The 25,066-nt window shown below is 62.5% G+C and carries 26 protein-coding genes; all 26 read right to left on the bottom strand.

The annotated features are described in order from the left end of the window. Positions 1-60: 60 nt before the first annotated feature. Entirely contained in the window at positions 61-849 is a 789-nt protein-coding gene (locus ACVOL0_RS03935; RefSeq protein WP_481547997.1) for a DNA adenine methylase, read from the bottom strand. A 140-nt stretch (positions 850-989) separates the two neighbouring features. Beyond that, positions 990-3,314 carry a phage tail protein gene (locus ACVOL0_RS03930; protein WP_481547996.1) on the bottom strand — a complete coding sequence of 775 codons (2,325 nt, stop codon included), beginning with the start codon at positions 3,312-3,314 and terminating at the stop codon, positions 990-992. After that, positions 3,311-4,402 (bottom strand): hypothetical protein, encoded by a 1,092-nt coding sequence (locus ACVOL0_RS03925; RefSeq protein WP_481547995.1) that lies wholly within the window; start codon positions 4,400-4,402, stop codon positions 3,311-3,313. The genes ACVOL0_RS03930 and ACVOL0_RS03925 overlap by 4 nt, the downstream gene beginning before the upstream one ends. An 8-nt stretch (positions 4,403-4,410) precedes the next feature. Next, on the bottom strand, positions 4,411-5,262 hold the full coding sequence (locus ACVOL0_RS03920) for a hypothetical protein (protein ID WP_481547994.1): 852 nt from the start codon (positions 5,260-5,262) through the stop codon (positions 4,411-4,413). After that, a complete protein-coding gene (locus ACVOL0_RS03915; RefSeq protein ID WP_481547993.1) occupies positions 5,252-5,482 on the bottom strand; it encodes a hypothetical protein in 231 nt (76 codons plus the stop codon). The genes ACVOL0_RS03920 and ACVOL0_RS03915 overlap by 11 nt, the downstream gene beginning before the upstream one ends. Then, positions 5,482-5,919: a hypothetical protein gene (locus ACVOL0_RS03910; RefSeq protein ID WP_481547992.1), complete on the bottom strand. Its 438-nt coding sequence runs from the start codon at positions 5,917-5,919 to the stop codon at positions 5,482-5,484. The genes ACVOL0_RS03915 and ACVOL0_RS03910 overlap by 1 nt, the downstream gene beginning before the upstream one ends. Continuing rightward, positions 5,910-7,130, bottom strand: coding sequence for a hypothetical protein (locus ACVOL0_RS03905; protein WP_481547991.1), 1,221 nt, complete (start codon positions 7,128-7,130; stop codon positions 5,910-5,912). The genes ACVOL0_RS03910 and ACVOL0_RS03905 overlap by 10 nt, the downstream gene beginning before the upstream one ends. Then, on the bottom strand, positions 7,120-8,205 hold the full coding sequence (locus ACVOL0_RS03900; protein WP_481547990.1) for a hypothetical protein: 1,086 nt from the start codon (positions 8,203-8,205) through the stop codon (positions 7,120-7,122). The genes ACVOL0_RS03905 and ACVOL0_RS03900 overlap by 11 nt, the downstream gene beginning before the upstream one ends. A 116-nt stretch (positions 8,206-8,321) precedes the next feature. Next, positions 8,322-11,801 (bottom strand): phage tail length tape measure family protein, encoded by a 3,480-nt coding sequence (locus ACVOL0_RS03895; RefSeq protein WP_481547989.1) that lies wholly within the window; start codon positions 11,799-11,801, stop codon positions 8,322-8,324. A 164-nt stretch (positions 11,802-11,965) separates the two neighbouring features. Further along, the gene (locus ACVOL0_RS03890; RefSeq protein WP_481547988.1) at positions 11,966-12,499 is read right to left on the bottom strand and encodes a DUF6631 family protein; all 534 of its coding nucleotides are present in this window, start codon (positions 12,497-12,499) and stop codon (positions 11,966-11,968) included. Further along, positions 12,499-13,257 (bottom strand): phage tail tube protein, encoded by a 759-nt coding sequence (locus ACVOL0_RS03885; RefSeq protein WP_481547987.1) that lies wholly within the window; start codon positions 13,255-13,257, stop codon positions 12,499-12,501. Before ACVOL0_RS03885 ends, ACVOL0_RS03890 begins: the two co-directional genes overlap by 1 nt. 46 nt (positions 13,258-13,303) lie before the next feature. Next, positions 13,304-13,921, bottom strand: coding sequence for a hypothetical protein (locus ACVOL0_RS03880; protein ID WP_481547986.1), 618 nt, complete (start codon positions 13,919-13,921; stop codon positions 13,304-13,306). After that, on the bottom strand, positions 13,921-14,364 hold the full coding sequence (locus tag ACVOL0_RS03875) for a hypothetical protein (protein WP_481547985.1): 444 nt from the start codon (positions 14,362-14,364) through the stop codon (positions 13,921-13,923). Before ACVOL0_RS03875 ends, ACVOL0_RS03880 begins: the two co-directional genes overlap by 1 nt. Continuing rightward, on the bottom strand, positions 14,357-14,674 hold the full coding sequence (locus ACVOL0_RS03870; protein WP_481547984.1) for a head-tail joining protein: 318 nt from the start codon (positions 14,672-14,674) through the stop codon (positions 14,357-14,359). The genes ACVOL0_RS03875 and ACVOL0_RS03870 overlap by 8 nt, the downstream gene beginning before the upstream one ends. Beyond that, a complete protein-coding gene (locus ACVOL0_RS03865) occupies positions 14,671-15,162 on the bottom strand; it encodes an endopeptidase (protein ID WP_481547983.1) in 492 nt (163 codons plus the stop codon). Before ACVOL0_RS03865 ends, ACVOL0_RS03870 begins: the two co-directional genes overlap by 4 nt. Before the next feature lie 2 nt (positions 15,163-15,164). Next, complete coding sequence (locus ACVOL0_RS03860) at positions 15,165-15,719, bottom strand: lysozyme (RefSeq protein WP_481547982.1); 555 nt, start codon at positions 15,717-15,719, stop codon at positions 15,165-15,167. Further along, complete coding sequence (locus tag ACVOL0_RS03855) at positions 15,712-16,026, bottom strand: hypothetical protein (protein ID WP_481547981.1); 315 nt, start codon at positions 16,024-16,026, stop codon at positions 15,712-15,714. Before ACVOL0_RS03855 ends, ACVOL0_RS03860 begins: the two co-directional genes overlap by 8 nt. Before the next feature lie 105 nt (positions 16,027-16,131). After that, positions 16,132-17,166, bottom strand: a complete 1,035-nt coding sequence (locus tag ACVOL0_RS03850) for a major capsid protein (protein WP_481547980.1) — start codon at positions 17,164-17,166, stop codon at positions 16,132-16,134. Positions 17,167-17,183: 17 nt separating this feature from the next. Next, on the bottom strand, positions 17,184-17,549 hold the full coding sequence (locus ACVOL0_RS03845; RefSeq protein WP_481547979.1) for a head decoration protein: 366 nt from the start codon (positions 17,547-17,549) through the stop codon (positions 17,184-17,186). A 12-nt stretch (positions 17,550-17,561) separates the two neighbouring features. Beyond that, the gene (locus ACVOL0_RS03840; RefSeq protein WP_481547978.1) at positions 17,562-18,857 is read right to left on the bottom strand and encodes a S49 family peptidase; all 1,296 of its coding nucleotides are present in this window, start codon (positions 18,855-18,857) and stop codon (positions 17,562-17,564) included. Beyond that, positions 18,854-20,476: a phage portal protein gene (locus tag ACVOL0_RS03835; RefSeq protein ID WP_481547977.1), complete on the bottom strand. Its 1,623-nt coding sequence runs from the start codon at positions 20,474-20,476 to the stop codon at positions 18,854-18,856. Before ACVOL0_RS03835 ends, ACVOL0_RS03840 begins: the two co-directional genes overlap by 4 nt. Then, positions 20,476-20,691, bottom strand: a complete 216-nt coding sequence (gpW, locus tag ACVOL0_RS03830; protein ID WP_481547976.1) for a gpW family head-tail joining protein — start codon at positions 20,689-20,691, stop codon at positions 20,476-20,478. Before gpW ends, ACVOL0_RS03835 begins: the two co-directional genes overlap by 1 nt. A 396-nt stretch (positions 20,692-21,087) precedes the next feature. Then, positions 21,088-21,312, bottom strand: a complete 225-nt coding sequence (locus tag ACVOL0_RS03825) for a MarR family transcriptional regulator (RefSeq protein ID WP_481548016.1) — start codon at positions 21,310-21,312, stop codon at positions 21,088-21,090. Beyond that, complete coding sequence (locus ACVOL0_RS03820; RefSeq protein ID WP_481547975.1) at positions 21,312-21,944, bottom strand: hypothetical protein; 633 nt, start codon at positions 21,942-21,944, stop codon at positions 21,312-21,314. Before ACVOL0_RS03820 ends, ACVOL0_RS03825 begins: the two co-directional genes overlap by 1 nt. 10 nt (positions 21,945-21,954) lie before the next feature. Further along, positions 21,955-24,258: a phage terminase large subunit family protein gene (locus tag ACVOL0_RS03815; RefSeq protein WP_481547974.1), complete on the bottom strand. Its 2,304-nt coding sequence runs from the start codon at positions 24,256-24,258 to the stop codon at positions 21,955-21,957. Next, the gene (locus tag ACVOL0_RS03810) at positions 24,255-24,896 is read right to left on the bottom strand and encodes a hypothetical protein (protein ID WP_481547973.1); all 642 of its coding nucleotides are present in this window, start codon (positions 24,894-24,896) and stop codon (positions 24,255-24,257) included. Before ACVOL0_RS03810 ends, ACVOL0_RS03815 begins: the two co-directional genes overlap by 4 nt. Positions 24,897-25,066: the final 170 nt, after the last annotated feature.

Genomic DNA, 25,066 nt, shown 5'->3' with positions numbered 1-25,066 from the left:
CACGTGAGCGTCAAGCCCCAAGCCAGCTTGCAGGGCTACATGTGATCGCCAGGCATCGGACTACAGTAATGACGCCTGGCTATCGTCCCAGCTCTTGATGATCAACTCCCCTGCTGGGGTCTCCCGACCCTCGCGGCCCATCGTGTAGCGCAGCTGCAAGGGGATCATCGCAAAGCCGTCGAAGACGCCGCGAATGTCGGGGTGGTCGTTGATCGAGAGCACCACCTTGCCCTTGGCCGAGCGCATCCACGCGGCCATACGCTCGTACTCAGCGAAAGGGAAATCCACGCCGTAGCCCTCGGTCTCCCAGTAAGGCGGATCGAGGTAGTGCAGCGTGGCCGGGCGGTCGTAGCGTTCCACGACTTCTTGCCATGTGCCGTGCTCAATGATGACGTTCGCCAGGCGAAGGTGGACGGCGCTGAGCTCTTCTTCGATGCGCAGCAGGTTGAGCTTCACCCCGCCGCTGGCGACGTAGCCGAAGCTCTGACCCTGCACCTTGCCACCGAAGGCCAGTTTCTGCAGATAGTAGAAGCGTGCGGCGCGCTGGATGTCTGTGAGCGTCTCAGGGCGTTCTATCAATGCCCACTCAAACATCTCGCGGCTGATCAGGGACCAGCGGAACTGGCGGATGAATTCATCCAGGTGATGTCGGATGCAGCGGTACAGCCGCACTAGTTCGCCGTTGATGTCGTTGAGCACTTCCACCGGCGCTGGATGCGGGCGCAGCAGCAGCGCGGCCGCGCCGCCAGCGAAGGCTTCGACGTAACACTCATGCGCCGGGAAGTGGGGGTACAGATGCTTGATCAACCGGCGCTTGCCGCCGGGCCAAGGGATAACGGGGTTTGGCATATCTCACCTTTTGCGATGGGTATAGCCGAGACTGCAGCCGCTTCGCGGAGCAGCAGGGCCTCGGCCAAAGCCAGGTGGTGAGATCACCTGTGTTGCGGCGGCGGTTCGGCACTTGCCGGTGTCGAACCGTCGCCCTGTTTTTATTCCGCTGGCGGCGCCGGGGTGTAGGCCACGGTGTGCTGCCAGGTCTGCAGGCTGGTCAAACCAGCCCGCTTGCTTTCTATCTCGACGCGCACTTGGCCAGCGGCCGCCGGAGCGAACGCTGCGCTGTCGCCGGCAACATCGTCGGCGGTGCTTACCAGGGAGCCGTCCAAGTACCAGCGGACTGTGTAAGTGACGCCGGCTTCCGGCCCGATGCTGGCCACCAGCTGGTCGACCAGCTGGTCGGCCTGCGCCAGGCGGTCGCGGTGAGCCCACGACACGTCGACGGTTGCCTCGATTGCGGTCGGCCACGCCAGGTCATTGATCTTTACCCCTGCCGGCGGATAGGGCCGCGCGGCGCGGCCGAAGAACTCGACGGTCATTGGAAAGGCCGATGCGGGGCCGAGCTGGGCGACGCCGGTATTTGTCAGCAGTTTGATGTCCACGGCCTCGCCATCCGTGTACTCCGCCATGTCTGAAGCCGCCGAGTCATCGTAGGCCCATATGCGGGAGCCAGCGGCGTGGCCGGTAGGCACCGTGTCAGCACACCCACGGCCGACCGTGATGGTGCCGGCAACGACATCCACGGCATCGATGCGCACGATCTCGGCATCCCACATGGCAGCGGACCCGATTGAAATCGAATCAGCCCGTGAGCTTGCCCCAATCGAAATCACGGTCGCTTGCTGATCGACCACATCGATATCGGGGTTGCCGGCAACGACCACGACCGAACACCAGTCGCCTGTGGCGGTTGCGTCGTACTCCATACCGCCCGTCGACGTCGCCAGGCTGAAGTTGACCCCGCCCTGGACAGGCTGATCAGCAACAGCGAGCAGATACCCGACGTGGGCCGGAAGGATGTCCAGGTTTGCGCGGTCGAGTCGCTGCGCCAGCTCTACATACGGCGCCTCCATTGCCGCCTGCACCGTAATCGGGAACGGGGTGGGATCTGGCCGGGTATCGACGCCGGGCTCAATCTCGACAAACGAGGTCTGCGGCAGGCTGTAGATGTCCTGTGTTGCCTTTACCGACGTCGCGCCGCTCTTCAGGGTGCCGGTGCTCTTCTCCCCAAGCAGGCAAACCATATCGGCCACACCATGGCGCGGTGCCTGCAGTCGGAAATGCTTGTTGGGCCGGATAGTCCGCACCGAGTCAGGCATCACAACTAAGTTGAAGGGGATGGTGGGTGTCGCGGTAGTGCGCACGTCGCGTTCGGCAACGATCAGGGCCAACGCTCCGCTTGGGATCTCGGGATACTCCATCACTTGGTGGATCACGCCAAAGGCATCGATCAGCCCCAGCGCCTGAACAGCCGGCGTGATCACGTCTTCCTTCTTGCAAGGGTCAAAGTACTTCACGCTGACCGAGTTGACGGCCCCATCCAGCGTTGCCGGCTGGGCTTCAAATTCGATGATGTCATCGTCCGTGACTACCGGCAGCTCCTCGATCTTGTAGTCGCCGCGCGCCAAGTCGAGATAGTACTGGCCGTCGACCAGGTCACGGCTCACGCTGCCCCCGATCAGCTTGCATATACGCTGCTCGAACTCTTCAAGGCTCTCTGCGGAAGGGTCGTAGGACGTACAGATCCCAAAGCCTTCGTCGTACAGCCGGTCGGCGGCCGCCCGGTAGCTGGCTTCATTCATGTTGGCTTTCGGCTCGCGTCCAATCTCGGAATGCGTGCGCGCGTAGTACAGCACATGGGCCGGGTTCATCGCCCAGTTGTCGGTATTGAGGAACGTCCATTGCACCCGGCCCTGCGTGGTCATTCCGACATGTAGGAGCGGCTTTCCAGCGACAGACAGAGGCTGGCCGCCCTCACCGACAGGCGGGGTGTGCTCCACGTCGAAACGTTCGCGCTGCACGCGGTACCTCAACACACCGTCCCGAACGTACGAGAGGATGACGTCAGATGCGGAAACGTTGAAACGACGTGCATCATCGAACGTCAGCAGCGGGTAGAGATAGGTCGACGGCAGCGCCGACACAACCGCGCCAGGCAACGTGGGGTCATACCAACGCAGATAGGCAGCCCCCAACTCATCGATGAATGTGAAATGCGGGTCACCGTTCTGATTGAATGAAAGCGATATTGCTTTCACCTTGCTGCCATGCGTATGCAGCACAACCTCCGGCACCCCATCCGCTGAAATGAGGACATTCTCATCATCACAGCGGGCCACCCATAGCCTTGCTAGCAGCCCTTCCGATGGATCCTGCAGCGCAACCGGCCCCCAATGCTCCGACACGTCGAGGCGCCCCGTGTAGGGGTTAATCCACTTGCCAACGAATGGCGTAGATGAGAGGCGGTCTTCGGGAATCACGGCATGTTGTCCATGTAGATCGTGACGTACAGGTCGAGCTGCTTCTGATCGGTCTTGTCGAGCTTCGGTGAGTATGAAATCTGCCACCAGGCGGTGTAGGAACCACCGAGTTGCAGTGCGCCAATGCCACCGGGGACGTTGCCTGCGGTTGTGATCCAGCGAAGCAGCCAAGAGCGCTGCTTGTTGGTAGTGAAAGGCTGGATAGCTATGGAGCTGACCTGGTGGGCATTGGCGTATCCGGTCTTGGTTGGGAAGCCCATGAAGGTGCCCAAGGGTCCCGAGCAGGCATTGGTGCCCGAGCCGCTGGGGCTGTCCCCGTTCGTAGCCGGCCGGAAGGGGGTCACCAGGCGAATATTGGTGGCAGCGAAGCTATCCATCGGCCATGCATAGTTCGACGACGATCCCTGCTGACGCCAGTTCATCGTGCGCATGACCCAGTCATGGGTAGTGGCCACGCCTTCCAGATCGATGCTGACAGTGCCGGCATCCTCGACCTTGAAATACCTGGTGTACTCCCAGAACAGGTCCAGATACTCATTAGCGGCGTCGACTGCAACAGCAGTCGGATCGTCATTGGCATCAGTCAAAAGGCCGTGGGCAAAGAGTTGCGTGGCTGCGGTTGTGTTGGTCGTAGTCCCCGCAGCGATTCCGCCTTCCGAGATGTTCTTGGTGCCGGTACCCAATGAGCCCGGCGCAAAGGTTGCGCGGAAAACGGTGCGCAGATACACCATGCCGTTCGCGTCGGGGGTGTCGGAGAAGGTGAGGGTGGCAGCGACGTGAGTGGTTGCCCTCCCCGCGTAGGCAGCCAGGACCGTGTCATCTTCGGTAGGGGGAACATTCCCCGTGCCGGCGACGAAGCAGCCGACCACATCCGTTACTCCGGCCAGCAAATCGTTGAAGAACTTCTTTGTCAGCTTGTTGCGCCCAAACGGGGTTACCTGCGGAACGCCGTCACGGACCACCGGTTCGCCTTCAATCAGGATCTGGCCGGCTTCGTCCAGGACATGCCCGTTGTGAACCAAAGCCCGGAAACGCCCCGTGCTACCGATTCGGATGATGTGTTCAATTCTTTCGTTGTTGGTGTGCATGCCTGACCTCATATCGTTTTCAGCGAGCCGCCCGAAGGGGCAACCCTGTTGGTGTTGGAATCCTTGGCTACCGTCCCTCGAGGAGGTGGTTTGAGCGATCCACCGGTGGCAGCGATCCGGCTGCTGCTGGCGTCTCCGTCAAGCCGCGCCTGTATGAGCAACGTTTTCAGCGATCCACCGGAGGCACCGAGACCGGTCCAACTGGCATCCGGGTCCAGCGCCGGAGGTGGAAGTGTCCAAAGAGCACCCCCTACTGGCGCTACCGCGTTGGCATAGCTATCGGGCGCGATGGTTCCGAAGACAACCATCGTTCGCATAGCTCCACCGGTGGCCGCTATACCACTGAGGTTGGCGTCACCGAGGTGCTGTGGGTATGGCAGTGAGGTCGCGTGGATGAACGGTGCACCTCCGCTGCAGGTCGGCATCGGGATGGCTGCTTTCCCGGGGTACCAGCACTCGGTGTCCCAGCCTTCGCGGATGCGGCGGAGCTTGTGGCTGGCTTTCTGCGGGTAGGGACTCATCGCGCCGTAGCGGCCGGCGAAAGCCAACGTGGCCAAGCCGCGCCAAGCGGGCTGTTGTGGTCCAAAGATGCCGGCGAGGCGGGCGTTGGGCTGTTGCGTCGGTTCGCCGAACATCAGGTCTACCGACCCGACGATGCCGCCCTGGTCCTTCTTGCCGCCCCAAAGATTCTCGGCATCGATCCGAATGGTCTGGCTGTGAGTTGCCTCACCCTTCCAGGCTGTTCTGTCGCCACCTCGGAACTCCAGGTACGCGTCTATCGGGCCGATGCCCAGGCCGCTGTGGAATGCGATCTCATACCAGTAGCCAACCGTCTGTGCACCGCCCTTACTACTTCCCATCGCCGGCCTCGCACTTCCGCGCCCACTCAACCAGCTTCAAGGCCAGGCCATCACCGGTCGCCTCGAGCTTCGACGATGGAATCCCGTTCTTTACGAAGGACCGCCAGTCCAAGCCATGCCTGTCAAAGAACTCCTTCGACTTACCACGGCAAAAGCCAGAGCGACGGGTGAACCACGGAATCGTGAAAAGGTGGGTGGTGGTAACGATCACTTCGTCCATCATTTCTTCCCTCCCTTGGTCTTGATCGGGATGGTGCCGGTGACCTTCCAGGCGAGGATGAACTCGTCTTCGACCCACACAGTCCCGAAGTGGTGCTTGATGCTCTGGCCGTCTTCGACGGTTGGCGCTGCGCCCGCCTGCGGCTTCGGCTGCTCAGTCTTGGGCCTCATCGCGTAGGAAATCGCTACTGAGACAATCAGGATGATCAATTGCACCACCCACCAATAGACCGCCTTGGCGGGCTCGCCGGCCGGCGGCGGCACCAGCGCGGTTACCGCAACGCGGACAAGCTGCACGACGACCACAAAAACCGCGAAGCAGAACGCTGCAACCTGCGCGCCCCGCCCTTCGCGCGTGTCCATCCACCAGTAGCGAAGCCGCCAGCGGCAGATGGTGGCCTTCTTCCGGGCACGCTGAATCAATACCTTCAGCCCCATGACATGCTCACTCCGTCCATCGGGTTCTTCACTGGCTTGTAGAGGCTCCCGCCATAGTTGTCGGTGTTACCCCGCTCACCGCATGCAAACCAAGTACGGGGACACGTAGGAAGCGCGGTGATGGCATCGCCCGGCTGGGGAACCACGCCCCCAGGTGTCAGTTTCAAGATCGCGGAGCCTTTTTCGTGCGTAGCGATGTCTCGGCGCACCAGCAGCCCATTGGGCGCACTGAAGGTGATGAATCCACCCGCAAGGGGAAAGGCCGAAAGGGCCAACTCGGGCGCCGTGAGCAGCAAGCCGCCGACGGCAGTCACCACGGCGCTCACCGCCACGGCCGGTACCGAGATCGAAACGCTCGACCCCACCACCAAGCCGGTGGCGTTGGCGATCACTAGGGCCGGGTGCTTGGTGTACCGATACTCGATGACAAACGGGCCTTCATAAACCGTATTGTCCACGCGGCCACCGATGGGCTCCCAGAAGAATTCCGATGTCTCGTGCTCGAAGGACTTCCTGATGGTCTCGGTGTAAGCCATGAAAGAAGACGACACGCCCGATGAACCGCCGGACGACCAAGTCAGAATCCGACCGGCCAGGATGTCAACGATGGCGGAGAACTCCGGCACCACGATGTGCGCCATCGGGGGAACGTCGCCATCGGCTTGTTCCAGCCTGGTCACCACACCCGTAAGGATTCGGGCGGCCGTTCCGGTACCGAGGTTGCACCCCCGGGGGCCAACGGAGTAGACGGTCTTGCCGCAGCCCCGTTGCCACCGCAGGCCTTGGCCACGAGCATGCCCATAGCCGTTCCCCGGCTCACAGATCAGCTCCAGCGTCGACTTTCCGAACTTCGGCTGGGTTACTTGGCCCATCCATTCAACAGCAGGAGGGGCGGCACGCGCCGCGTCATATGACAGGCAAGTCACGCTGACTGCGTCAGTGGGGACGTAGGGCCACCAGTTGTCACCCAGCGACTGGGTGACTGGGTATTCGTCCGCTTCAGGGTCGAGCAGATAGGCGCACTTGATCGTGAGCCGATCCTTAGCCCGCTCGATGGTCTGTTTGATCTCACTGCGTTCAATCTGCGCGGACTGATAGACCAGCCCGTTAATTACTAGGTCTCTGTCCGCAGTGCAGTATCGCCACGCCAGATGCTGGCGACTAAACACGAACAGGTGGATTGGCTTGCGTCCATAGCGATCAAGCAGCATCGGACACTACCTCCTGCCATGCGAGCGGAATGCGTGCGCGACCACCATCGCCTGCGGTGATGTGCTCGATCTCCACAGTGTCGCTAGCCATTGTGTAGAGACCAATGAAGCTGATGCTGCGCACCTGTGGCGGGGAGACCTCACGCCCCAGCGCACTGTCCAGGGTGAGGTGTTCAGCGCCCGCCACCTCAATGGCGTTGGTGATGCGGCGGTAGAGCACGGCGCCATCGGTGAGCGTAATGGCCACGTCCTGCCTGTTCTGCATCTGCTTGCTGTACAGCGTGTACCCGCACCATGTGACGATGATGGTGGTGGCGGCAGCACCCACGGGCTGGGTGATGCGCAGGTCTTGCTGCCACGTGGGAATCCACAGCGGCATGGCGCGACCTAGCAGGGCATAGAGCAGGCTGCGGAACTGCGCCTGCTCTGCCCTGCCCCAACGCTCCCACACAGTGCGAACAGTGCGGAATGCCACGCCGGGGTGGTCGGAAGTGAACGGTAAGGCAGTGAAGTTGTCCGTCGTCTGCTGCATACGCGAGTACGCAACGTCCTGGCTCTCCGCGAAATCAGGACGCAGAGTCAGTACCGGATGACCGCGATACTCGGTCGCGCCTGCATACGCCGGCCAGTCGCAGGTTTCATCAAGGGTGAAGGAAATCTGCATGCGGTCGTGCATGTCGGTTAGCGTCTTGATGCTTGATGAGGCATCCATGCGCGCCCAGCGCAGCGGCAGCAGGCGTGAACCACGTTCCCATGCCCGAGCAAGAGGGGAACTGAGTGCGAGCGCCCCGGCACCGATGGCGGCGATTTGCACAACTTCCCACTCATCGATGCCACGCCACAGAACAGCACGTCCTCCAACAGCGAAATCGAAGTGCTCGGTTTCGCATGCGATGGCCGTTGCGGCAGCGGCAACACCGTCGCGTAGCAGTTGCGTATCCGGCCATATCGGCAGCAGCCAGCGATGGCTGCCCCGCGCACGCATGAGCGCATCTAGCACACGCCGTTCCTGCTCGTCGGCTATCACGTCGAACGAGAAGCCGCGACGTGGCGAAAGGCGAAGCGAACGGTGCATGGTGGCACCGCTGCTACTTGCCTGCAGCACCTCCGTGTACCAGCTCAACGTTTCGCGAACGCTGCTAGCCCAGTCTGCAGGGCGCGGCCAGATGATGGGTGAACCTACTGCAAAGCTCATCCCTGCCACCCCGCACGGATGGAACCGCCCTCTTCGATAGTGGTGTTGACGATGCTCTTGCGCATGGGATCGCTGCTGGCAATGCGCTGCGCGAGCTGCTCGACATCCGTGAAGTTGAGGATCTCAATGCTGGTCCCCGCGCCTGGCATGGCACGGTCTGCGAAGCCACCATCGGCGAACTGGAAGCGTGGTGCGGCCACGCGGGTGCGCGGCGGGGGAATGGCGGCGAAGGAGGCACGGTGCTGGTGGATTGCCCGCATCGTGTCCAGGCCGTAGTAGTTCACGGTCTCCTGCGGCATCACGTACTCGCCGCGATGCACCATGCCTGCCGGTGTGAATTTGCCGCCATCGCCGGTATAGCCACCTGCCGCATAGCCCATGCTGCTGGCCGAGTTGGCCGCGCGCATGGCTATAGCAGCGGTGAGCAACTGCACAGCCGCCTGGATGACAGCGTTGGCGCCGGGCGAAAGCCCACCTGCTGCCGTAGCCAGATTGGCAGCCGCACCTACAAGTCCAACGGCCCCAATTTGGATGCCCTTGCCGGATGCGGCCAACTTCTCAGCAGCACCGTCAGCACCGGCAATATTCTCCGCCGCCCGGGAAGCAGCTTCACCGACACCTGACTTGGCTGCAGCGCCACCCACACCTGCCACACCGGTACCACCGCCTGCGGCGCCTGCAATAGCCGCTGCCGCACTAGCACCCGCATCGGTGAGCGCGGAGGCCACCGTGGTGCCGGCATTGACCAGCGCGGCCGACTCGGGCGTTTCCACTTCGGCGGTGCCGAACAGGCTGGGGAACCACTTTGCCAGCTTGTCCATCAAACCGGCGCGCATCATCTGCGAGAGCTGGTCCGCCGCCCACTCGGCCATGCCGCTCGACATCGAGGACATGAAGTTCCGCACCAGGCCGCCCAGGGACTCGGTATCGGTGGCCAGCGAGACCAGCGCGGTCTTGAACGAACTCTGGAACGTGCTGCCCACGGCGCGCTGCAGCGAGTTGGTGGTGACCGCCATTTCACGCAGCTTGAGCTCGATGGCCTCGACGTTCGCCAGCGCGTCAGGGTTGCCCAGGGCTTCGGCGGCGGCACGCATCTGCGGCACGATCTCGCGCAGCATGCCGAGCTTATTGCGATACAGCTCAACGATCCTCTGCTGCGCATCGGATTCGGTGATCATCCCGGCCTGCAGCTCGAAGTTGATACGCTCCTGCTCACCGCGGATGGCGCTCATCACTTCGTTGTATTTGCGCTGCAGCTCGGCGAGGTTTTCATTGGCTTCGCGCAGGTTGAGCAGCTTGGCGATGTCGGCCGCGCCAGCGGCGTTGCCGATCTCCTCGAGGTTCCGTTTCTGCAGCTCCAGCTGCCGATTGACCTTTTCATATTCGCCGGATTTGCCACGGCCCTGCAGCTGCGCAATCTGCGCCTCGGCCTGGTACAGCGCGGTGGTGGCATCCTTGCGCTTCTGCTCGAAGTCCAGTGCTTGCGCCCAGTCCTGCAGCTGCTCCTTCATCCGGCCGCTGGCATTTTTGAACTGACCTTCCTCGACCTCGTAGCGCATGCGCGCGGCGTTGCTGACCTTGGCCTGGCCATCTTCAAGCTCACCGAGCATCGCCACCTGCTGGGCAAGGTTCTGCAATTCGCGCTTGGCTGCGTCATCGACCCGATCCACGCCACTCCTGGCCGAGCGGCCGGAGCCGCGACCACCACTCCGGTCCTTGTATTTTTCCCTCAGCTGCGCAAGCGCCTTGTCATAGGCGCCCCCACTCACAGAGCCATCCGCACCGAATACGACATCGGTGAGCAACGGGTTATCCGAGTTTCCGGCTGACGCCGCCTCACGCAGTGCCGCAAATTTCTTCGAAAGGTTGACCACCTCACGTGAGTATTGGGCCGCCTTCGAGGCACCAGAATCCAGAACTCCCTGAATGTCCCGCTGCGCGTCTATGCCAGCACTCTGCACCGCCTGCAGGCGCCCCTCTGCGCGGGCCGCCTCATCGGTGACCGCTTTCTGCTGACGCAACTGCTCAAGATCAGCGCGACGCTGCCTTGAACGGTCGTTCTCCTTGCCGTCGTTGGACCAGAGCTGGAAATTCAGATCCCATTCCGCGCGCCGGATATCGCCTTCGACGCTCTGGTCGAAGACGTCTTTTGCAGTCCGCCATGCGCCCTTGATCGCCGCGGCAACGTCATGCCACTTGGCCTCGAGCGTGCTCGCGTTCTGGCGCATCGTCGCAACCCGCTGGGCCGTGACGCGATCCAGTTCCTCGATCAGAACCTTGGCCGCTTCCTGTGCCCTGCCCTGCTCTTCCAGTGAGCGCACATTGTTGTAGACCTCCAGGGTCAGGAATCGATAGTTGTCATTCAGCTCGGCCATGGCCGACACGGGCGACTTCGCCAGGGTGATGACCTTGGCCGTCATCGACTCGATGCTGCCACCTGTCAGCTCGGAAAGATTCACCGCCGCCCTTCCGGCCGACTCGAGACTGGACTCCGCAACCGCTCCGGATGCAGCAAGCCCCTGAAGTGCCTGCTGCGCCTTGCCATACTCGCCGCCAGCATCACCGATGGAATTGCGGATATTCCCCAGTTCCCCCGCAGTGACACCCGCCGCATTGCCCGTCGCCAGCAGCGCGGTTTCCAGCGCCCTGTACTCGGTGTAGCTCTGGTAGGCGGCGGCACCAGCTGCGAGAACCACGCCCGTCGCGCCCGCAACGCTCACACCCAGACCGCTGAACAGCGCGCTCGCCGCACCCGCACTATTGCCCAGCTGCAGTATCTGGTTGCCGGCCAGCTGCCAGTTGCCGGTGGTGCCATAGCTCACCAGCTGCGAGAGATTGCGCTGGGTACCGGCGGATTCCAGGTTGAGCCGACGCATCATCGTCGACTGCTGGCCGGCATCGACGATCTGCGCACGTTTGGCCTGTAGGGCAGTGGTAGCGCGCTGGTACTGCTCGGTGGAAATCCGGCCGCTGTCCAGCGCCTTCTTCAACGCCTGCTCATCGCGGGCCAGCTTCTGCAGCTGCGCGCTGGCCTTGTCGTAGCGCCCCATCGTTCCATCGAGGGACTTGTTCTGCTGGTCGGTACTGCGTTGCAGGGTGGACTGGCTCTTGTTGAGCTTGCCCAGCGCCTCGTCGTATTCCTCGGCAGTCACCAGCCCCTTCGCCATCGCCTTATCAAGCATGGCCTCGGTATCAGCCAAATCACCCCAGCTGCCGGCGCCACGGTCCAGGCGTTCCTGCAACTGGCTGATCAGGCCGATCTCCTGTGCCACCGCATTCCGGGTTGCCTCGCTGGCACGCAGCCAGGCGGCCTGTGCGGCCGCATCCTGCTCGCGGGCGCGGGCCATGCCGCCGTTACCACCCTTGCCTACGGCATCCAGCTCCTCGGTGGCCGCGCGGGCGGTCTCGGCCGTGGTCTCCAGCTGGGCGCTGGTCTGCTGCATCTCGCGACGGGCCTGCGCAAAATCCGCCCTCATGCGCAAATCCATGGTGAAGTCGCGATTCACTTATGCTTTCCTCAGCTGATCAATTCGTTTGAGGGCGTGTTTCAGCCCTTCCTTCGTTTCCACATGACCGTTCAACAGGTCTTCAATGAAGTCTGCGCGGCGCTGCAAGCGTTGCCGCTGCAGCTGCGCATGCATCAACTCGAGCTGTCGCTGGGTGCAACGGCCGAGTCGGGTGATTCTTCCTCCCTCGTAGCCTGCTGCAGCGAGTTCACAGAAGACGACTTCCCAGTCGAGGGGCTCGCCACCCGCCGGCTGCGCAATACCACCGCCGCTTCCTGCACGAAAAAATGCCCGTCCACCGCCCACCAGGTGGAGAACAGGCGATCCTGCTCAAGCGGCCCAAGGCCCAGCACCCACGATTCAGGCTTGCCGCAGGCCGCAGCGATGGCGCCGATGATGAAGCCCCGGTGCCGACCTACCAGCGAGCGCACTGCCTCCCACGGGTCTTGTGCGGCGGCCGACAGGACGGCCAGGCAATCATCGAGAAAGCTCCGATCCGTGTAGACCACATCCATCGCTTCGAAGAAGCTGTACTCGCGGACGGTCACCCGCTCGCCGCCAAGCGAGAGAGTGATGTCCGGGTTGAGCACCGGCGTACCCTCTGCCGGCGCGGTGCCCGCAGCAGGCTTCGCCGCGGCGGCGGGGTCACTTCCCAGAAGACGAGCCATCAGACCTCCGCCGGCAGCTCGATACGGCCGAAGGGACCGAACATCGGATCTTCGGCCGTTTCGATATCGAACATCGCGCTACCCGACAGCGGCAGTTCGCCGAATTCCGGATTGATCAGGGCCAGGGTGTCGAACGGATTGAACTGCACGCGGTACAGGTGCATACGCACGCGCTCACCGGTGACGGTGTTGACGCCGTTGAGGTACAAATAACGCTCCGGCGGCTGCGCGGTGAAGAAGGGCAACACGGTGAACGCGTCATGCTTGTATGCAGCCTTGAGCGGCTGGGTGAGGCTGCTGACATCGATGATCTGGATGATGCCGCTGTGTGCACTCTCCAGGCGGTAGTCCTCACCTTCTTCCAGCGTGACTGGCGAGCCGTTGGAGTCGGTGAGCACCAGATCGGTCACGTTGGCCGGCTTGTCGAGCACGATGCGCGAACCGGCGATCAACCCTTCGGGCAATACCTCGCTCGGAACTGAGGCGGCGCTGATGTTCTGTGGTGTGGCATACAACCCCAGCTGCAGGTTGTGCGGCGTGGCGTAACGCAGCACGAGGTTCAACTCCACCGTGGTGGACTGGCGCATACGGGCGGACTGCAGACGCTGGCCACTGAAGGTTTCGGTGCGGTCCGCGTTCTCGGTGTTGAAGCGAACTTCGCACGAGGACTGGTCGCCGACCCAGATCAGATTGGTCGGCTTGCCACCGGCCTGGCGGGTGCCCAGTTCAATGCGGCCCTGGAAGGAAAAGTCTTTCATGTTTGTGGATCTCCGGTGGAGCCGGCGCCGCCGGCTGGGGTGTGGGTCAGTAGTCGTAGCTGGCGAGCAGGCGGGACATTTCGTTGCGAAGAACTGTGCGGGCGTAGTCGAGCAGTCGTTCGGGTCGGCGCCCCTGGGCCAGCATCTGGGCGACGGTGGAGCGGTAGAGCACTTCGACGCGCTGGCGTTTCTGGCCCCTGTAGCGACCCGTCTTCATCTGCACTCTGTCGCCGTAGCGTTCGACGGCTTGCAGGTTGCCGCCCAGCATGCGGGCGATGAAGGCGCCTTCTTCCAGCTGGCGGCTGCCGCGGTACACGCTGTAGCTGACGCCCTTGCGTACCTGGCGCCCGCCGAAATTCAGCAGGCCGATACCGCGTTTCCATTGGCCGACCAGCCGAACGCCCGCAGCACGCGCGGTGCCGCCGACGACGACGGCGCAGCGCAGGTTGTCGCGGATGCGGGCAGCCGGCAGGTTGTATTCCGCTTGGATATCGCGGCGCGCTTCGACCGGCAGGCGCCGTGCCAGCGTCTGGATGGCGCGCTCCTGCAGCCACGGCAAGCGGTCATCAAGCCGCGTAAGTTCCTGCTGGACATCCAGCGCACCCTGCAGGTCGAAGCCCACCCCCGTGGTGCGCCCGCGATTGGCGGCGACGGTGGCGGCCATCAGCGGCGGTATCCGGTGGTAAAGGTGACTTCCGCCGCGACAACCGGCAGACCTTCCGGCCGGTCGAGAAACACCGTGCCGGCATATAGCGGCAGCAGCGCGCCGCAGACCATCATTTTTCCTGCTTGCAGGCGGTCGGCCATGGTATTGAACAGGCGCTCGACATCGTCCGCACTGTCGTACACCGTGTCGAGTGCGTCGCTGTATGTCGCTGGCAGCACGAATTCGACCACGCCCTCAACGGCCACCGAGCCGGCCGATTCCCCTGCCCGCTTGGCGACGATGGCCACCGTGCATTGCGGCTCGGTGGGTATTCCGCCCTGGGTGCGCTTCGTCTTGACGTGCTTGCCCAGATCCGTGACGAACCCGTTGCTGACTGTGATGCGGGCCAGTTCCTCCCGCACCTGCTCGACGATAGCCTTAACGCGGACCTGATCAGCCATGCAACACCACCGTGACGGCAAATCCGTCGTCCTCGTGCGCCGGATTCTCCACCGGCAGCTGGTGCGCGCCGAGCTGGTCTTCCCATGCAAGCACGTCGCCCTGCGCGGGCGACCACTGCGCGCGCATGAACGCGGCGGTGGTCATGCGTCCCACCACCTGGCCGTAGTCACCGATGCGCGAGGCCGTGCGATCAATGATGATGCGCACCGGCACTGGCTCAGCACCGGCACGCGATACCTTGCCATCGCACCCGAACTCATCGAAGAGATCGACGTGCAAGGCGGCGATAGCGCTGTGATCGAAGCTCACTGCACACCCCCAGCAGCACACAAGCGCGCGAAGGCCTGTAGACCTACTACTTTTGCGTCGCAGGCGGCTGCGGCTCCAATAATTCGGCCCGCACTTTCTGCGCGGTCTGCTGCGGCGTCATCAGCGATGGCGGCGGCTGCGGTGGCTGCGGACAGTTCGCTGGTAGCAACTGCGGCTTGCCAACGCTGGTGCAGCCGGAGGTTGCCATCGCGCAGACCAGCAACGACACGATCAGATTCAGTTTGCGCATCGGCTTTGTCCTTCTCGTACTGAGCGGCCAGCGCGTTCGCCTTGGCGGCGTTGGCACGCTCGGTGGCTATGATGGTGTTGGCCTGGGCCAACCCTGCACGTGCGCTATCGCGTTCGATATTTGCCGCGTCACGGGCGGCGGTGGCGTTGTCTGCGGCACGGCGGGCGATGGATACGCTACCGCGCTGCCACACAACAACAGCAAGCAGAACCAACATGATGGCGGTGATGATGCGCATGATCATTCGACACCTGCCGTGCACAACTTCACTTCTGCCTGCCGGCGATTGGCCAGCCCTTGCACGAAGCGCATTTCGGCCTTGCCATTGGGAAGGGTTCGCCCCGTACGCACGTAGCTCCACACCGGGCGGCCATCAGCATCGATGGCGAGGCGGCTGCAACCCGTTGCCCAGTTGCCCTTGTTCCAGTGCTGCATGGCCACACTGCCGCAGGTGGCAGTAGCGCCCATGTTCCAGGCGTGTGAAGTGGCCGCATCGAAGACACTTTGCGGCGGAGTGTGGATGAAACACTTCAACAACTGCCGCTGCACCTTGATGAGCGCAGCGCGCTGCTCGCTTTCGCACTTCTCCACACTCCATTGCTCACCAATCACAATGGGCGTACTGGTGATATGCCGTGTGAGGCCATCACAAACCGTGGGCAGGCCACCGGCCAGCTTGTCCGCATAGACAGTGGTGATCAGATTACCGCTGCTTTCCCACAGCGACAGGAACGCTACAATGAGCAGCGAGCCAAACACTAGCCCAACGCGGCCAGTGGGTGCCTTATCAGACATTGCTCTCTCCCTTCTTGCGCAGCACGGCCATGCGCACGGCATGCTCTTCAAGTTCACGCACTTCACGCGCCGCATCGGAGATGCGCTGCCGTTCATCAGCAGCCGCCTGGCGCGCATCGGCCGCTTCCTGCCGCTTGTTGGAGCGACGCGTGTAGAGCATCTGGATCAGCATCGACACCGCTGCGAGCACGAGACCACCCAAGGCCGCCACTTCGTTGACAGTGAGGCCACCGATCAGAAACGCGGCACCACCGCCGAAAACGGTGACCTTGTTCGCAGCGGTTGCAATAGTTGCGTCAGTCGCCATCTCGGCCAGTTCTCGCACGCCCACGGTATGCCCCCTGTATCCGGTTCAAAGCCCCACCACCGCGCACGGCATCCCGCCTTTCATGTGCGCGGCGGTGGGCGTAACTCACGCCTTCTTGCCCTTGATCAGCACCTTGGGACGGGTGCAGTAGTTGAGGGCGTTCATCTGCGCTTCCAGGTGGCGCCCCTTGCCGTTCGCAGTGGGGTACTGCTTGGCATAGCGCGGCAGGCCGACGGTGTTGACGGTTTCTTCATAGTCCGCCGGGGCGTACACGGTGCGCCACAGGCCGGGCACGCCAACCGGGAAGATGTGGCAGGCGTCGGTGTCGATGAAGCTGGTACCGCCGACCTGGCCGCGATAGTTTTCGAAGATGATGCCGCCGAACTCGAACACACCGTAGACCGTTCCGCTTGGGGTGACATAGCCCTCGCGCAGCACCTGTGCCATCGGCGTGCCCTTGTAGGACTCGATCACATCCGGGTGTTTGAGCATCGCATCGAAGAAGTCATCACCGCACTCGGCGAAGATAGTGCGCACTGCAATGCCGCCAAGGTTGGCGCCCACCTTGCGCACGATGCGCGCACACTTCTCGCGCAATTCGCCGGCAACAGGATTGGCCGCAGTCAGTGCGAAGTTAACTTCGCCTTCCTGCGCTACACCGAACTCGGTGAACAGGTTGTAAAGCGTGGTGCCATCAGCGTTGAGGATAAGGCCCTTCAACGCACCAACGCGCTGATACTCAAGCGTGGGATCGAGCTTCCAGCTCACATGCTGCTGCAGCTTGGCGTTGACCCGATCCTGCAGCACCTCCAGTTGGTTGGTCGTACCGAACGCACGCACACCCTGCACGCTGTCGGCAGCAATAAAGTCATCCACCTGGTAGTGCGGAATGACCAGTTGGCGCATCTTCCGCTTGCTACTGGTGGCAGCCTCACCCGGACCACCACGGGGCGTCGGATTGACCAGCTTCAGCTCACCGTTGTCCTCTTCGATGGCGATGCTGGTGGTGGGTACGCCTTCTTCCTGCCAGCCTGCGACCTCCCCAGCACGACCGGGAACGAAGGGAAGGTTGTTGATGGCATCGGTAAGGGAAACGACGCTGAACGCGTCGCCGTTGAATACATCGGACATCTGCTGCATGGGGTTAGCTCCTTCGATCAGCGCAGGACGACGCCCAGCTCGGCGAGCTGAGCAATCGCGGCAGTTTTCTGCGGCACGGTGATGCCGGCCGGCCAGATGAGCGCATCCGCCTTGACTTCGGCGGCGCGCGCGATAGCCACGGCAGCGGTATCCGCATCGGCGGCGTTGGTATTAGCCCAGAGAATGCCGGTGGCCACCTCGCTTCCGTCATCACCAGCAACGTCCAACTCGACCACTTCACCGCTTGCAGTGACGGTGCCCAGCACGGTTCCGGCCTCAAGATTCTGGCCGCTTGCGACGATGACGTTCTCACGCGAATAGCTGCCGTTGCCCTCGGACAGCAGGAAATCGCCGGTGCGATTCTTCTCGGTCTGTTCGTTCATGGGTATGTGCCCTTACTTGTTGGTTGCTGCTGCGCGACGGGCGTAAACGTCGCGCGTACTGAGGCGTGAAGCCGCGGGTGCTGCACTGCCGGCAGTAGCCGGGCGTGCGTGCGCCGCTGCCGGCGGCGTGTCGGCGCTGATGGCATCCAAGGTGATGCCACGATCCGCTGCGGCCTTCAGCAGCGACATGGCAAACATCTCGGGCGTTGCGCCACCGTCAATGGCCGCTTTCATCTCAGCCTCAAAGCCGTTGCGGGTGAGTGCCGTGATGGCCGCAATGCGAGTGCGTTCGCCCGCGACGGCTTCGGTAGTGGCGGCAGTGCGGCCTTCTTCCACACCTGCGGCGCGGGCCGTAGCTACCGCATCGTCGTTGCTTGCGATAATGATCTGTTCTGCGGAATGACCCGCAGCCAGGGCTTTGCGCAGGTCGTCGGTGGTCGAAACCGTGACCTGCCCTTTGGTGTTACCCATGGGCTTGTTCCTCTTGGTTTTACTGGCAGAGCCGGCCAGTTCGGCGATCACGGACTCAAGTGAGCCGATTCGGTCGGCCATGCCGGCCTTTATTGCTGCAGCACCCACCAGCACGCCGCCCTTGCCGAAATCAGCGAGCACTGTGTCAGCTGTGACGCTGCGGTTTCTTGCGACGGCTGACACGAACACTTCGGCCAGCGCATCCACCATCACCTGCGCCTTGCTGCGGCCGTCATCTGTGGCGGGGTCAATGCGCTTGTCAGGCGACTGGCTGGAGACAATCTCGATACTGCGCACGCCCGTCTTGGCGTCACGTTCGCTGGTGTCCTGGTAGGACATAACAACGCCGATGGAACCAAGCAGCGCGGTTTCAGAAATTACGATTTCGCTGCACGCAGACGCAAGCCAGTAGCCGGCCGATGCGACAAGCCCACCACCGTAAGCGAGGACGGGCTTGATGGCAGTGCCGGCGGCTATCATGTCGGCCAGTTCGTTGATGCTGGTTGCGGTGCCGCCAGGAGTGTCGAAGTCGAGAACGATGCCCTTGATGTATGGATTATCAAGCGCCGCTTGGATATCGGTAGCCAGCACCTGCGTGCTGGTGGCGCCGCTGATCTCGGTGAAGATATTGGCGTAGCGGAACACAGGACCAGTAACGGGAATGATGGCAACACCATCGCGCACGCTTACGTGGCGAGCATTGTCTAACGGCCGCCCCATGCGCGATTGCAGGGCTTCGGGGTCACCGTAGCGCTGCGCGATACTGAGCACGTTTTCCAGCGCTTCACGCTGAATCAACCACGGCTGGGAAGCAGCAAGCTCGAAAGCCTTGCTCATTGATTGTTCCTCCTTTCGTTGCCGGGCTCACCTTCATCATCCGCGGAAGCCGCAGACGGCGAAGCACCTGATCGCTGCTGCGGAACCGGCAAGCCGTACTCGCGGCGCAGGTTTACTTCGCGGGCGCGCTGCGCGATGACACCGGCCCAGTCCTCGCCCGAGGACGCAGCGGTCTCCATCGCTTCGTTGCTGGTTCCATTCTCGATGCGCAGCTTTGCGGCACGCGCTTCCTTCTCCTCATCCATGGAGCCCTTGGCCGGTCCGATCCAGATGGAACGCGACCAGGCACGGCGCCGAACTGGATCGGCATAGCCAGGCAAGCTGATGCGGCCGGCGGCAACTTCTTCGTCCAGGAGCAGGCCGTAGAGCGGCTGACAAAATTGTTGCACCAGGCACCAGCGGCGCAGATTGAAGAAACGCCACGCTTCGAGCATGGCAGCGCGGGCAGCAGAATAGCTGCTGTTGAATTGCAGCAGCAGCACATCTAGTGGGATTTCCAACGTGGCGCCGATTTGCTTCACCACGGCGGTAAAGAACGGATCAAAGTTGACGTTGGGCCGAGCAGGGTTGGTGTCATGCACCTTCTCGCCGGGCGCGAGGTCCACCACGGCCCCATTGCCCAGGGCAACGGAACCATCATCCGCCTCGTCACCCAGCACCGGGATCAGGTTGCCGTTCTCGTCGGTCTCACCATCGCCCGCACGCTCGATGAATACAGTAAACATGGCGCTAATGACGGCGGCCATTAGCTCGGCATCGCCGTAGCGGTCGAGCTGCTTGAGCGGTTCCAGTACCGGCGCCAGATATGGCACTCCGCGCAGTTGGCCCGGGCGTTCCTTGTCATTCCAAACCTGCAACACGCGGCGGCGCCCCGTGGCACCGCCGTGGAATGCGTAGTAGCTCCACGTTGGCGCAGCCATGCCGGTGGTTTCACCTGGGTGCGTGCTGCGCACCCAGCAGCCCATGGGTGTGGCGCCCCGGACTTCGATGCCGTCGCTGCAGGTTGACGTGTCGGCCGCATCGTTGGGGTTGCTGATACGTGCAGCTTCGATAAGCTGCACCTTCAACTGCGCGACGCCGCCGGCTCGCACTTCACCGGGGGTGAGAGCAAATACGTCACCGCCGGCCATGGCCGACATCAGGCTCAGCGACTGCAAGCCGTAAATGTCGAAGGACGATTCGATGTCGCACTCGGCCGGATCTTCCGCCCAGCTCTCCCAGCGCGTGCGCAGGATGCGGTTGTATTCCTCGCCCTGCTCCTGGCTGATGCCGAGCGCTTCAAAGTCCACGGACGGGCGGCACATCAGGCCAGTGCCAACCACGCTGGTGCGGCTCCGCACTATGGCAGCACGAGCGATTGGCGAGTTGCGGATGGCATCGAAGCTGCGCGCACGCAGAACGTTCAATTCATAGCGCGGGTTGTCACTTCGCGGGCTGCCGTTGGTTGGATTCCACGACGCCATGCTGCGCAGCGTGCGCGAGGCACCTCGGTGCCGAGTTTCCTGCACGGCCGGCATGGACGCACTGGGGCCGCCCGCCTGCTGCACGGCCGCGCGCACGGCGCGATCCAACTGCACGGCACTGTGCAGGCGCTCGCGGGCGGTTGCTGCAGTACCCATTAGTGCGGCACCACGTAGGTGACACGTGAGCGGCGGGCGGCAGCCCCGGCCAGTTCGCGACGCAACTGTGCGATGTACGCATCCAGGTGCTTCATGCCCTCAACCGAATACTCGGTGCGCCGGTCGCCGAAGACAAACACGGTGCGCGTCTTGCCCGTGCGCCACGCATGGCGAACGGCAAGTGCTTCTTCGAGTTGTGTCTTAAGGTTGGCCATGGGTTCCAGTCAGTAGGCCGGGGTACAAAAAAACCCCGCACAGTGGCGGGGTTGATAGCGGCGAACCCTGCCGCTACCTCATTCTGGAAATATCGCGTGCGGACGCAACAAATAATGCTTGCAAATTCCAGCGATCAATCCAGCGTCACGTCCAAGGACGCTGCTCAGCGCTGGACAACCTGCCGCATTAGTGGATCAAGCGCAGCGGAACTTTCGCTTTCCGGGCATGCATATTTCACGGGAAGCGTGCTGCAATGAACGCATTCCGAGTAAGCAAATTCAATCCGCGCGCCACCATCGCTTGGCTTCACCTTTCGCGTTGGCATGTTTCGCCAATTGGATGCAAAGCCGTTCTTCCAGACCAGCCGCCATGCGATGGCACGCGGCGCTTCACACTCAGTTGTCATTGTCGGCTCCTGGTAGCTTCACTCGGTAAGCATGACGCGGTCGGCCCCTCCCTTGCTGAGGCAAGGGCCGCCGGTCGATGTATCCATCCTTGAACAGATGGCTCAACACAGCGGCGGCTGTCGCCCGGTCAATAGCGAGCTTCTGTGATATGTCATTCGTGCTGGCCTCACCTTGCTCCAGCTCCTGTAGAACCTGTAGTCGGCGACCGCGCATCAGAATGGGCACCCGTCCAGGTCTCCAGTAGCCCTCGACCCCACAAGCTCCCACTCAGATACAGGAACTAGACCGAGCCCCACGGGACCGTTGTGCGCGGCGACTGCAGCTTCATCACTATCCGCCGGCGAGCCCATCCACCCGCAGGAGCAGTAGATCCTTGGCTTCTCGTCGCAGAAGTGATCACCCACAGCCAACTCGTGACGGTACTTCGAACGGTCAAACAAATTTGGACATCCCGCCACAAGTACCATGCGTTTATGCCAAGCATCATCACCCTCCTTCCAAACAGTTACTTGCTCCCAGAGCGGCTCGACCGGCAACGCGCCATCAAGAAATGCACGTGCAGATTTGAGATATGCGTAGTAGGCCGAGCGCCTCAACTCCACGTTGCAGCGTGCAAGGTGAGCGATACGCTCCTGCTCCGGTCGGTCACCCAGCAGACTCTCCGCACGCAGGACGCCAGCCTCCTTCCAGCGCCCCTGGTGTTCCATGCGTTGCACGATTCGCTCGATGCGGGCTACGTAGGCGTCGATGTGGCCTTCGGTACGCTTCGGCTTGCCGGATGTGTTGAATGCGCCTGCCCACATCTGTATCTGAGCATCGCGCGTCGGTTCTGTTTGAGAATTCAAGGGCGCGCTCCTAGCGTTGGCCGTGATGACGTGTGCCACGCACAAAGCGGCGCGGGCGTTGAATCTGTATTGGCCCGCGCAGCACTTCGGTGGCGCGGGCGATCAGCTGTGAAGGCACGGCGCGGGAAATGGGCGTGCCATGCTCCGCCGTTTGAATGGCATGGAACAACTCGTTCAGTACGTGGGTTTCTTCCGGTGTGCCTCCGCTTGCATGCGACCACGCGGCAGTGTGTTCGGGCATTGCGGCAACGGCCGGCTCGCGCTCCACGATGCAGATGATGGCGTCCAGGGCGGCGCGGACGGACATGGCTGCCTGCTGTGGTTTGGGCATAGAGGCATGCGATGCTTCACGGGAAACGCTGTTTAGATGCTCTGTGGCTGGATCAGATTCCGGCTGTGATGTTTCACGGGAAACGTGATTTTCAGGCTGCACTGCATCCACAACTGCTGCGGGTGTTTCACGGGAAACCCGCTGCCACTGATCACCGGCGAGTTCGATGATACGGCGCTCGCGGGCCTCCCAATCGGCCGCGCTCTGGCGGTGGAAGCGCAGATCCTGGTGGTGTGCGGCAGCGTAGGCGTAGACGAAGGTATCCAGCGGCTCGTTGCGCACGCCGCCACGGATGGGCTCGTACCTACCAGTCTTCGGGTTGAACTTTTCACTGACAAGGCCGTTGATGTAGAAGTCGTCCAGATCCTCACTGAGGTGGATGAGGCGCGCTTCCGGTAAGCGATCCGCATCACCGCCGAGGCGCGGGAATAACCATTGTTTGATGTTGATCGTGCCGACCTGGTAGATCGTGACGCCCTTCTTGTCGAGCTTGCCCTTGTAGTTCACGTCTTCCAGCTTGGGTCGACCTAGCACGGGGGCATTGTTAGGCTTTGCGCCGAAGATGCACATGGGCCGGCGGATGAGCTTCTGCCTGCAGTAGTGTTTGACGTACTCGGTGCGGTGGCCACCGGCATCGATGCAGGTTGCTTCCACCGGCAGGATGGCGCCGCTGACGTGGACGATGCCGCGGTTGAGTAGATCCGTGAGCTTGTTCCAAACTTCCAGCTCGGCAGGGTCACCAGGCAGCTCCACGTAGTCGAGTACCCACGCCACCATGCCGCGCCCCCAACCAATAATGCTGACGGCAAGGCGGTTGTCCTGCGTATCCACACCTGCGCTGATGGCGAGGACACCGAGCGGTGCTTCGCGCAGGCGGTACAGTTCAAGGCGATCTTTGATGAGGTTCGGCTTGGCCTTGGCGGTGCTCTTGTCCTCCCACGGTTCAGCGAGGCGGTCGTTGATGAAGGTCTTGAGCTTCGCCATATCGCCCTGGGCACGCACCCAACGCTGCGCCAGCTCCAACCAGCGCGGCCCGAGGCCCATGGGGTAGTACAGACAGTTGGCGTGGTAGCCACGTGTGGCGGCACCTGGATTCCCCGGCACCCAGCGCCCCATGGCGATCAGTCGCGTTTTCTGGTGCTCATCAATGACCACACCGCACTCGCGGCACACATACCAGCAGTGCTTCAGATCCGGCGACCAATTGAGGCCTGCCCACTCGAACGGTTGCTCATGGCCGCAGTCCGGGCACGGCCAATGCCAGCGGCGCTGGTCGGACGCTTCATACAGTTCCGACACGCGGCATAGGCCGGCGATTTCCGGCGTGCCAACCTTGAAGCGCTTGTACGTGCTGGGAAATGCAGAGGTGCGGCCGTCGAGCATTTCATCCGGGTCATCGCCGCTGCGCAGTTCGTTGGCGAAGCTGGAGAACTCATCGGCCAGGATCAAACCTACCGAAGTACTTTTGAGGCGTACCGGGTTTCCTGCGTGCTCGATGTAGAGCTGGCCACCTTCGTAATCCTTGAATGAGCGGCGGTTGGACGATTCACGACTGTTGGTGCTGGTGAGCACGCGCTGCACGGCCTTGGTGGATTCGATCATGGGGTTGAGCTTCTGATCGATCCACTTGTTCGCGGAGATCTCGCCCGGCAGCGCCACCATGATGGGCATGGGGTTCTCGCACATGGTGTAGCCGAGTATGTTGGTTTCTGTCTCGGACTTGCCGAACTGCACGGGAAACATGGCCACGACATCGTGCACTGTGCTGCGGGCGCTGAAGCAATCCATTACTTCTACGAGCAACGGGTTGCGCGTGTTGTCCCATTGGCCCGGGCTGCTGCTCCCCTTGGATGAGAGCACACGATGATCTGTAGCCCACTCGCTGACACGCATGTGCTTGCGCGGTGCGATGGCACGGCCAATGGCTCGGCCAATTTCCGTGAGGGCCTCGGCATAGCGTGCTGAAGCGAGGGCTAGATTCATTGCTTGCGCCCCAGTGCATAGAACTTCTTGGACGTGGCATCGAGTGCTGACTCGATGTTGTCGCGCAGGAGAGAACGAACTTCCTCTTCGCTGTCCGTTGCCGCCAGGGCTGCGGCGATGGTGGTGGGCAACAGTTCGAGTTTTCGGCGCAGCTCAACCACAGCTTCAGCGATGACAGCCACCACTTCCTCGCGCACCAGCAACTGACCCATTTCCAACGCTTCCTCGCGCAGTGCCTTGCGGGCATTGGCTTCTTCCTTGTCGGCCAGCGCCTTGGCACGGCGCAATTGGTGCGGGCTGTTGATGTCGGCGCCGAGGTTGTCGTCGTCGGGGTAGTCATCGTCACCAATCGCGCCACGTGCGCCGTGCGGCTCGCCCACTATCGCATCAGCCCCCGGCACCGCTCCCTCACCTGCCTGCGCCGCACGGGCGGCGGCGTGGCGCTCGCGCACGCCCTCCTTCGATGGATCGCGAGTTGCGTTGATGCGTTCGACGGAAGCCTGCACCAGCACACGGCGACCGTCTTCGCTCAGCACCAGGCGGCCGGCCTTGCGCAGTTCCGTGACGTAGCCTGGGCGCCAGCCCATGTGCGTCGCGAACTCGCGGAAGCCCAGCGTCTGCACCGCGCCGTCAACCATGATTCACCTTCTTCGATTTTTTTTGATTTGAGGGGTAGATACCCCCTGCGCACGCGAGAGCGGGCGCTCTGCGGCATTCCGGCGCGCTTGCCGGATGCGTTGCAGGGGCGCGAAATGCGCAAACCCGCGCCACACCTACGTCTCTGCGGCATTGCCGGGTCTGCGGGCAC

Source organism: Stenotrophomonas sp. STEN021 (assembly GCF_056760175.1).
The sequence above is the reverse complement of the archived record's forward strand: the minus strand, read 5'-3'. Positions and strand labels throughout refer to the sequence as shown.

Bases quoted from the DNA above. Each gene is read 5' to 3' on its own strand.
- ACVOL0_RS03935 (WP_481547997.1), bottom strand. From the start codon at position 849: ATGCCAAACCCCGTTATCCCTTGGCCCGGCGGCAAGCGCCGGTTGATC.
- ACVOL0_RS03925 (WP_481547995.1), bottom strand. From the start codon at position 4,402: ATGCACACCAACAACGAAAGAATTGAACACATCATCCGAATCGGTAGC.
- ACVOL0_RS03920 (WP_481547994.1), bottom strand. From the start codon at position 5,262: ATGGGAAGTAGTAAGGGCGGTGCACAGACGGTTGGCTACTGGTATGAG.
- ACVOL0_RS03915 (WP_481547993.1), bottom strand. From the start codon at position 5,482: ATGGACGAAGTGATCGTTACCACCACCCACCTTTTCACGATTCCGTGG.
- ACVOL0_RS03910 (WP_481547992.1), bottom strand. From the start codon at position 5,919: ATGGGGCTGAAGGTATTGATTCAGCGTGCCCGGAAGAAGGCCACCATC.
- ACVOL0_RS03905 (WP_481547991.1), bottom strand. From the start codon at position 7,130: ATGCTGCTTGATCGCTATGGACGCAAGCCAATCCACCTGTTCGTGTTT.
- ACVOL0_RS03900 (WP_481547990.1), bottom strand. From the start codon at position 8,205: ATGCACCGTTCGCTTCGCCTTTCGCCACGTCGCGGCTTCTCGTTCGAC.
- ACVOL0_RS03895 (WP_481547989.1), bottom strand. From the start codon at position 11,801: ATGAGGGCGGATTTTGCGCAGGCCCGTCGCGAGATGCAGCAGACCAGC.
- ACVOL0_RS03890 (WP_481547988.1), bottom strand. From the start codon at position 12,499: ATGGCTCGTCTTCTGGGAAGTGACCCCGCCGCCGCGGCGAAGCCTGCT.
- ACVOL0_RS03885 (WP_481547987.1), bottom strand. From the start codon at position 13,257: ATGAAAGACTTTTCCTTCCAGGGCCGCATTGAACTGGGCACCCGCCAG.
- ACVOL0_RS03880 (WP_481547986.1), bottom strand. From the start codon at position 13,921: ATGGCCGCCACCGTCGCCGCCAATCGCGGGCGCACCACGGGGGTGGGC.
- ACVOL0_RS03875 (WP_481547985.1), bottom strand. From the start codon at position 14,364: ATGGCTGATCAGGTCCGCGTTAAGGCTATCGTCGAGCAGGTGCGGGAG.
- ACVOL0_RS03865 (WP_481547983.1), bottom strand. From the start codon at position 15,162: ATGCGCATCATCACCGCCATCATGTTGGTTCTGCTTGCTGTTGTTGTG.
- ACVOL0_RS03860 (WP_481547982.1), bottom strand. From the start codon at position 15,719: ATGTCTGATAAGGCACCCACTGGCCGCGTTGGGCTAGTGTTTGGCTCG.
- ACVOL0_RS03855 (WP_481547981.1), bottom strand. From the start codon at position 16,026: ATGGCGACTGACGCAACTATTGCAACCGCTGCGAACAAGGTCACCGTT.
- ACVOL0_RS03850 (WP_481547980.1), bottom strand. From the start codon at position 17,166: ATGCAGCAGATGTCCGATGTATTCAACGGCGACGCGTTCAGCGTCGTT.
- ACVOL0_RS03845 (WP_481547979.1), bottom strand. From the start codon at position 17,549: ATGAACGAACAGACCGAGAAGAATCGCACCGGCGATTTCCTGCTGTCC.
- ACVOL0_RS03840 (WP_481547978.1), bottom strand. From the start codon at position 18,857: ATGAGCAAGGCTTTCGAGCTTGCTGCTTCCCAGCCGTGGTTGATTCAG.
- ACVOL0_RS03835 (WP_481547977.1), bottom strand. From the start codon at position 20,476: ATGGGTACTGCAGCAACCGCCCGCGAGCGCCTGCACAGTGCCGTGCAG.
- gpW (WP_481547976.1), bottom strand. From the start codon at position 20,691: ATGGCCAACCTTAAGACACAACTCGAAGAAGCACTTGCCGTTCGCCAT.
- ACVOL0_RS03825 (WP_481548016.1), bottom strand. From the start codon at position 21,312: ATGCGCGGTCGCCGACTACAGGTTCTACAGGAGCTGGAGCAAGGTGAG.
- ACVOL0_RS03815 (WP_481547974.1), bottom strand. From the start codon at position 24,258: ATGAATCTAGCCCTCGCTTCAGCACGCTATGCCGAGGCCCTCACGGAA.
- ACVOL0_RS03810 (WP_481547973.1), bottom strand. From the start codon at position 24,896: ATGGTTGACGGCGCGGTGCAGACGCTGGGCTTCCGCGAGTTCGCGACG.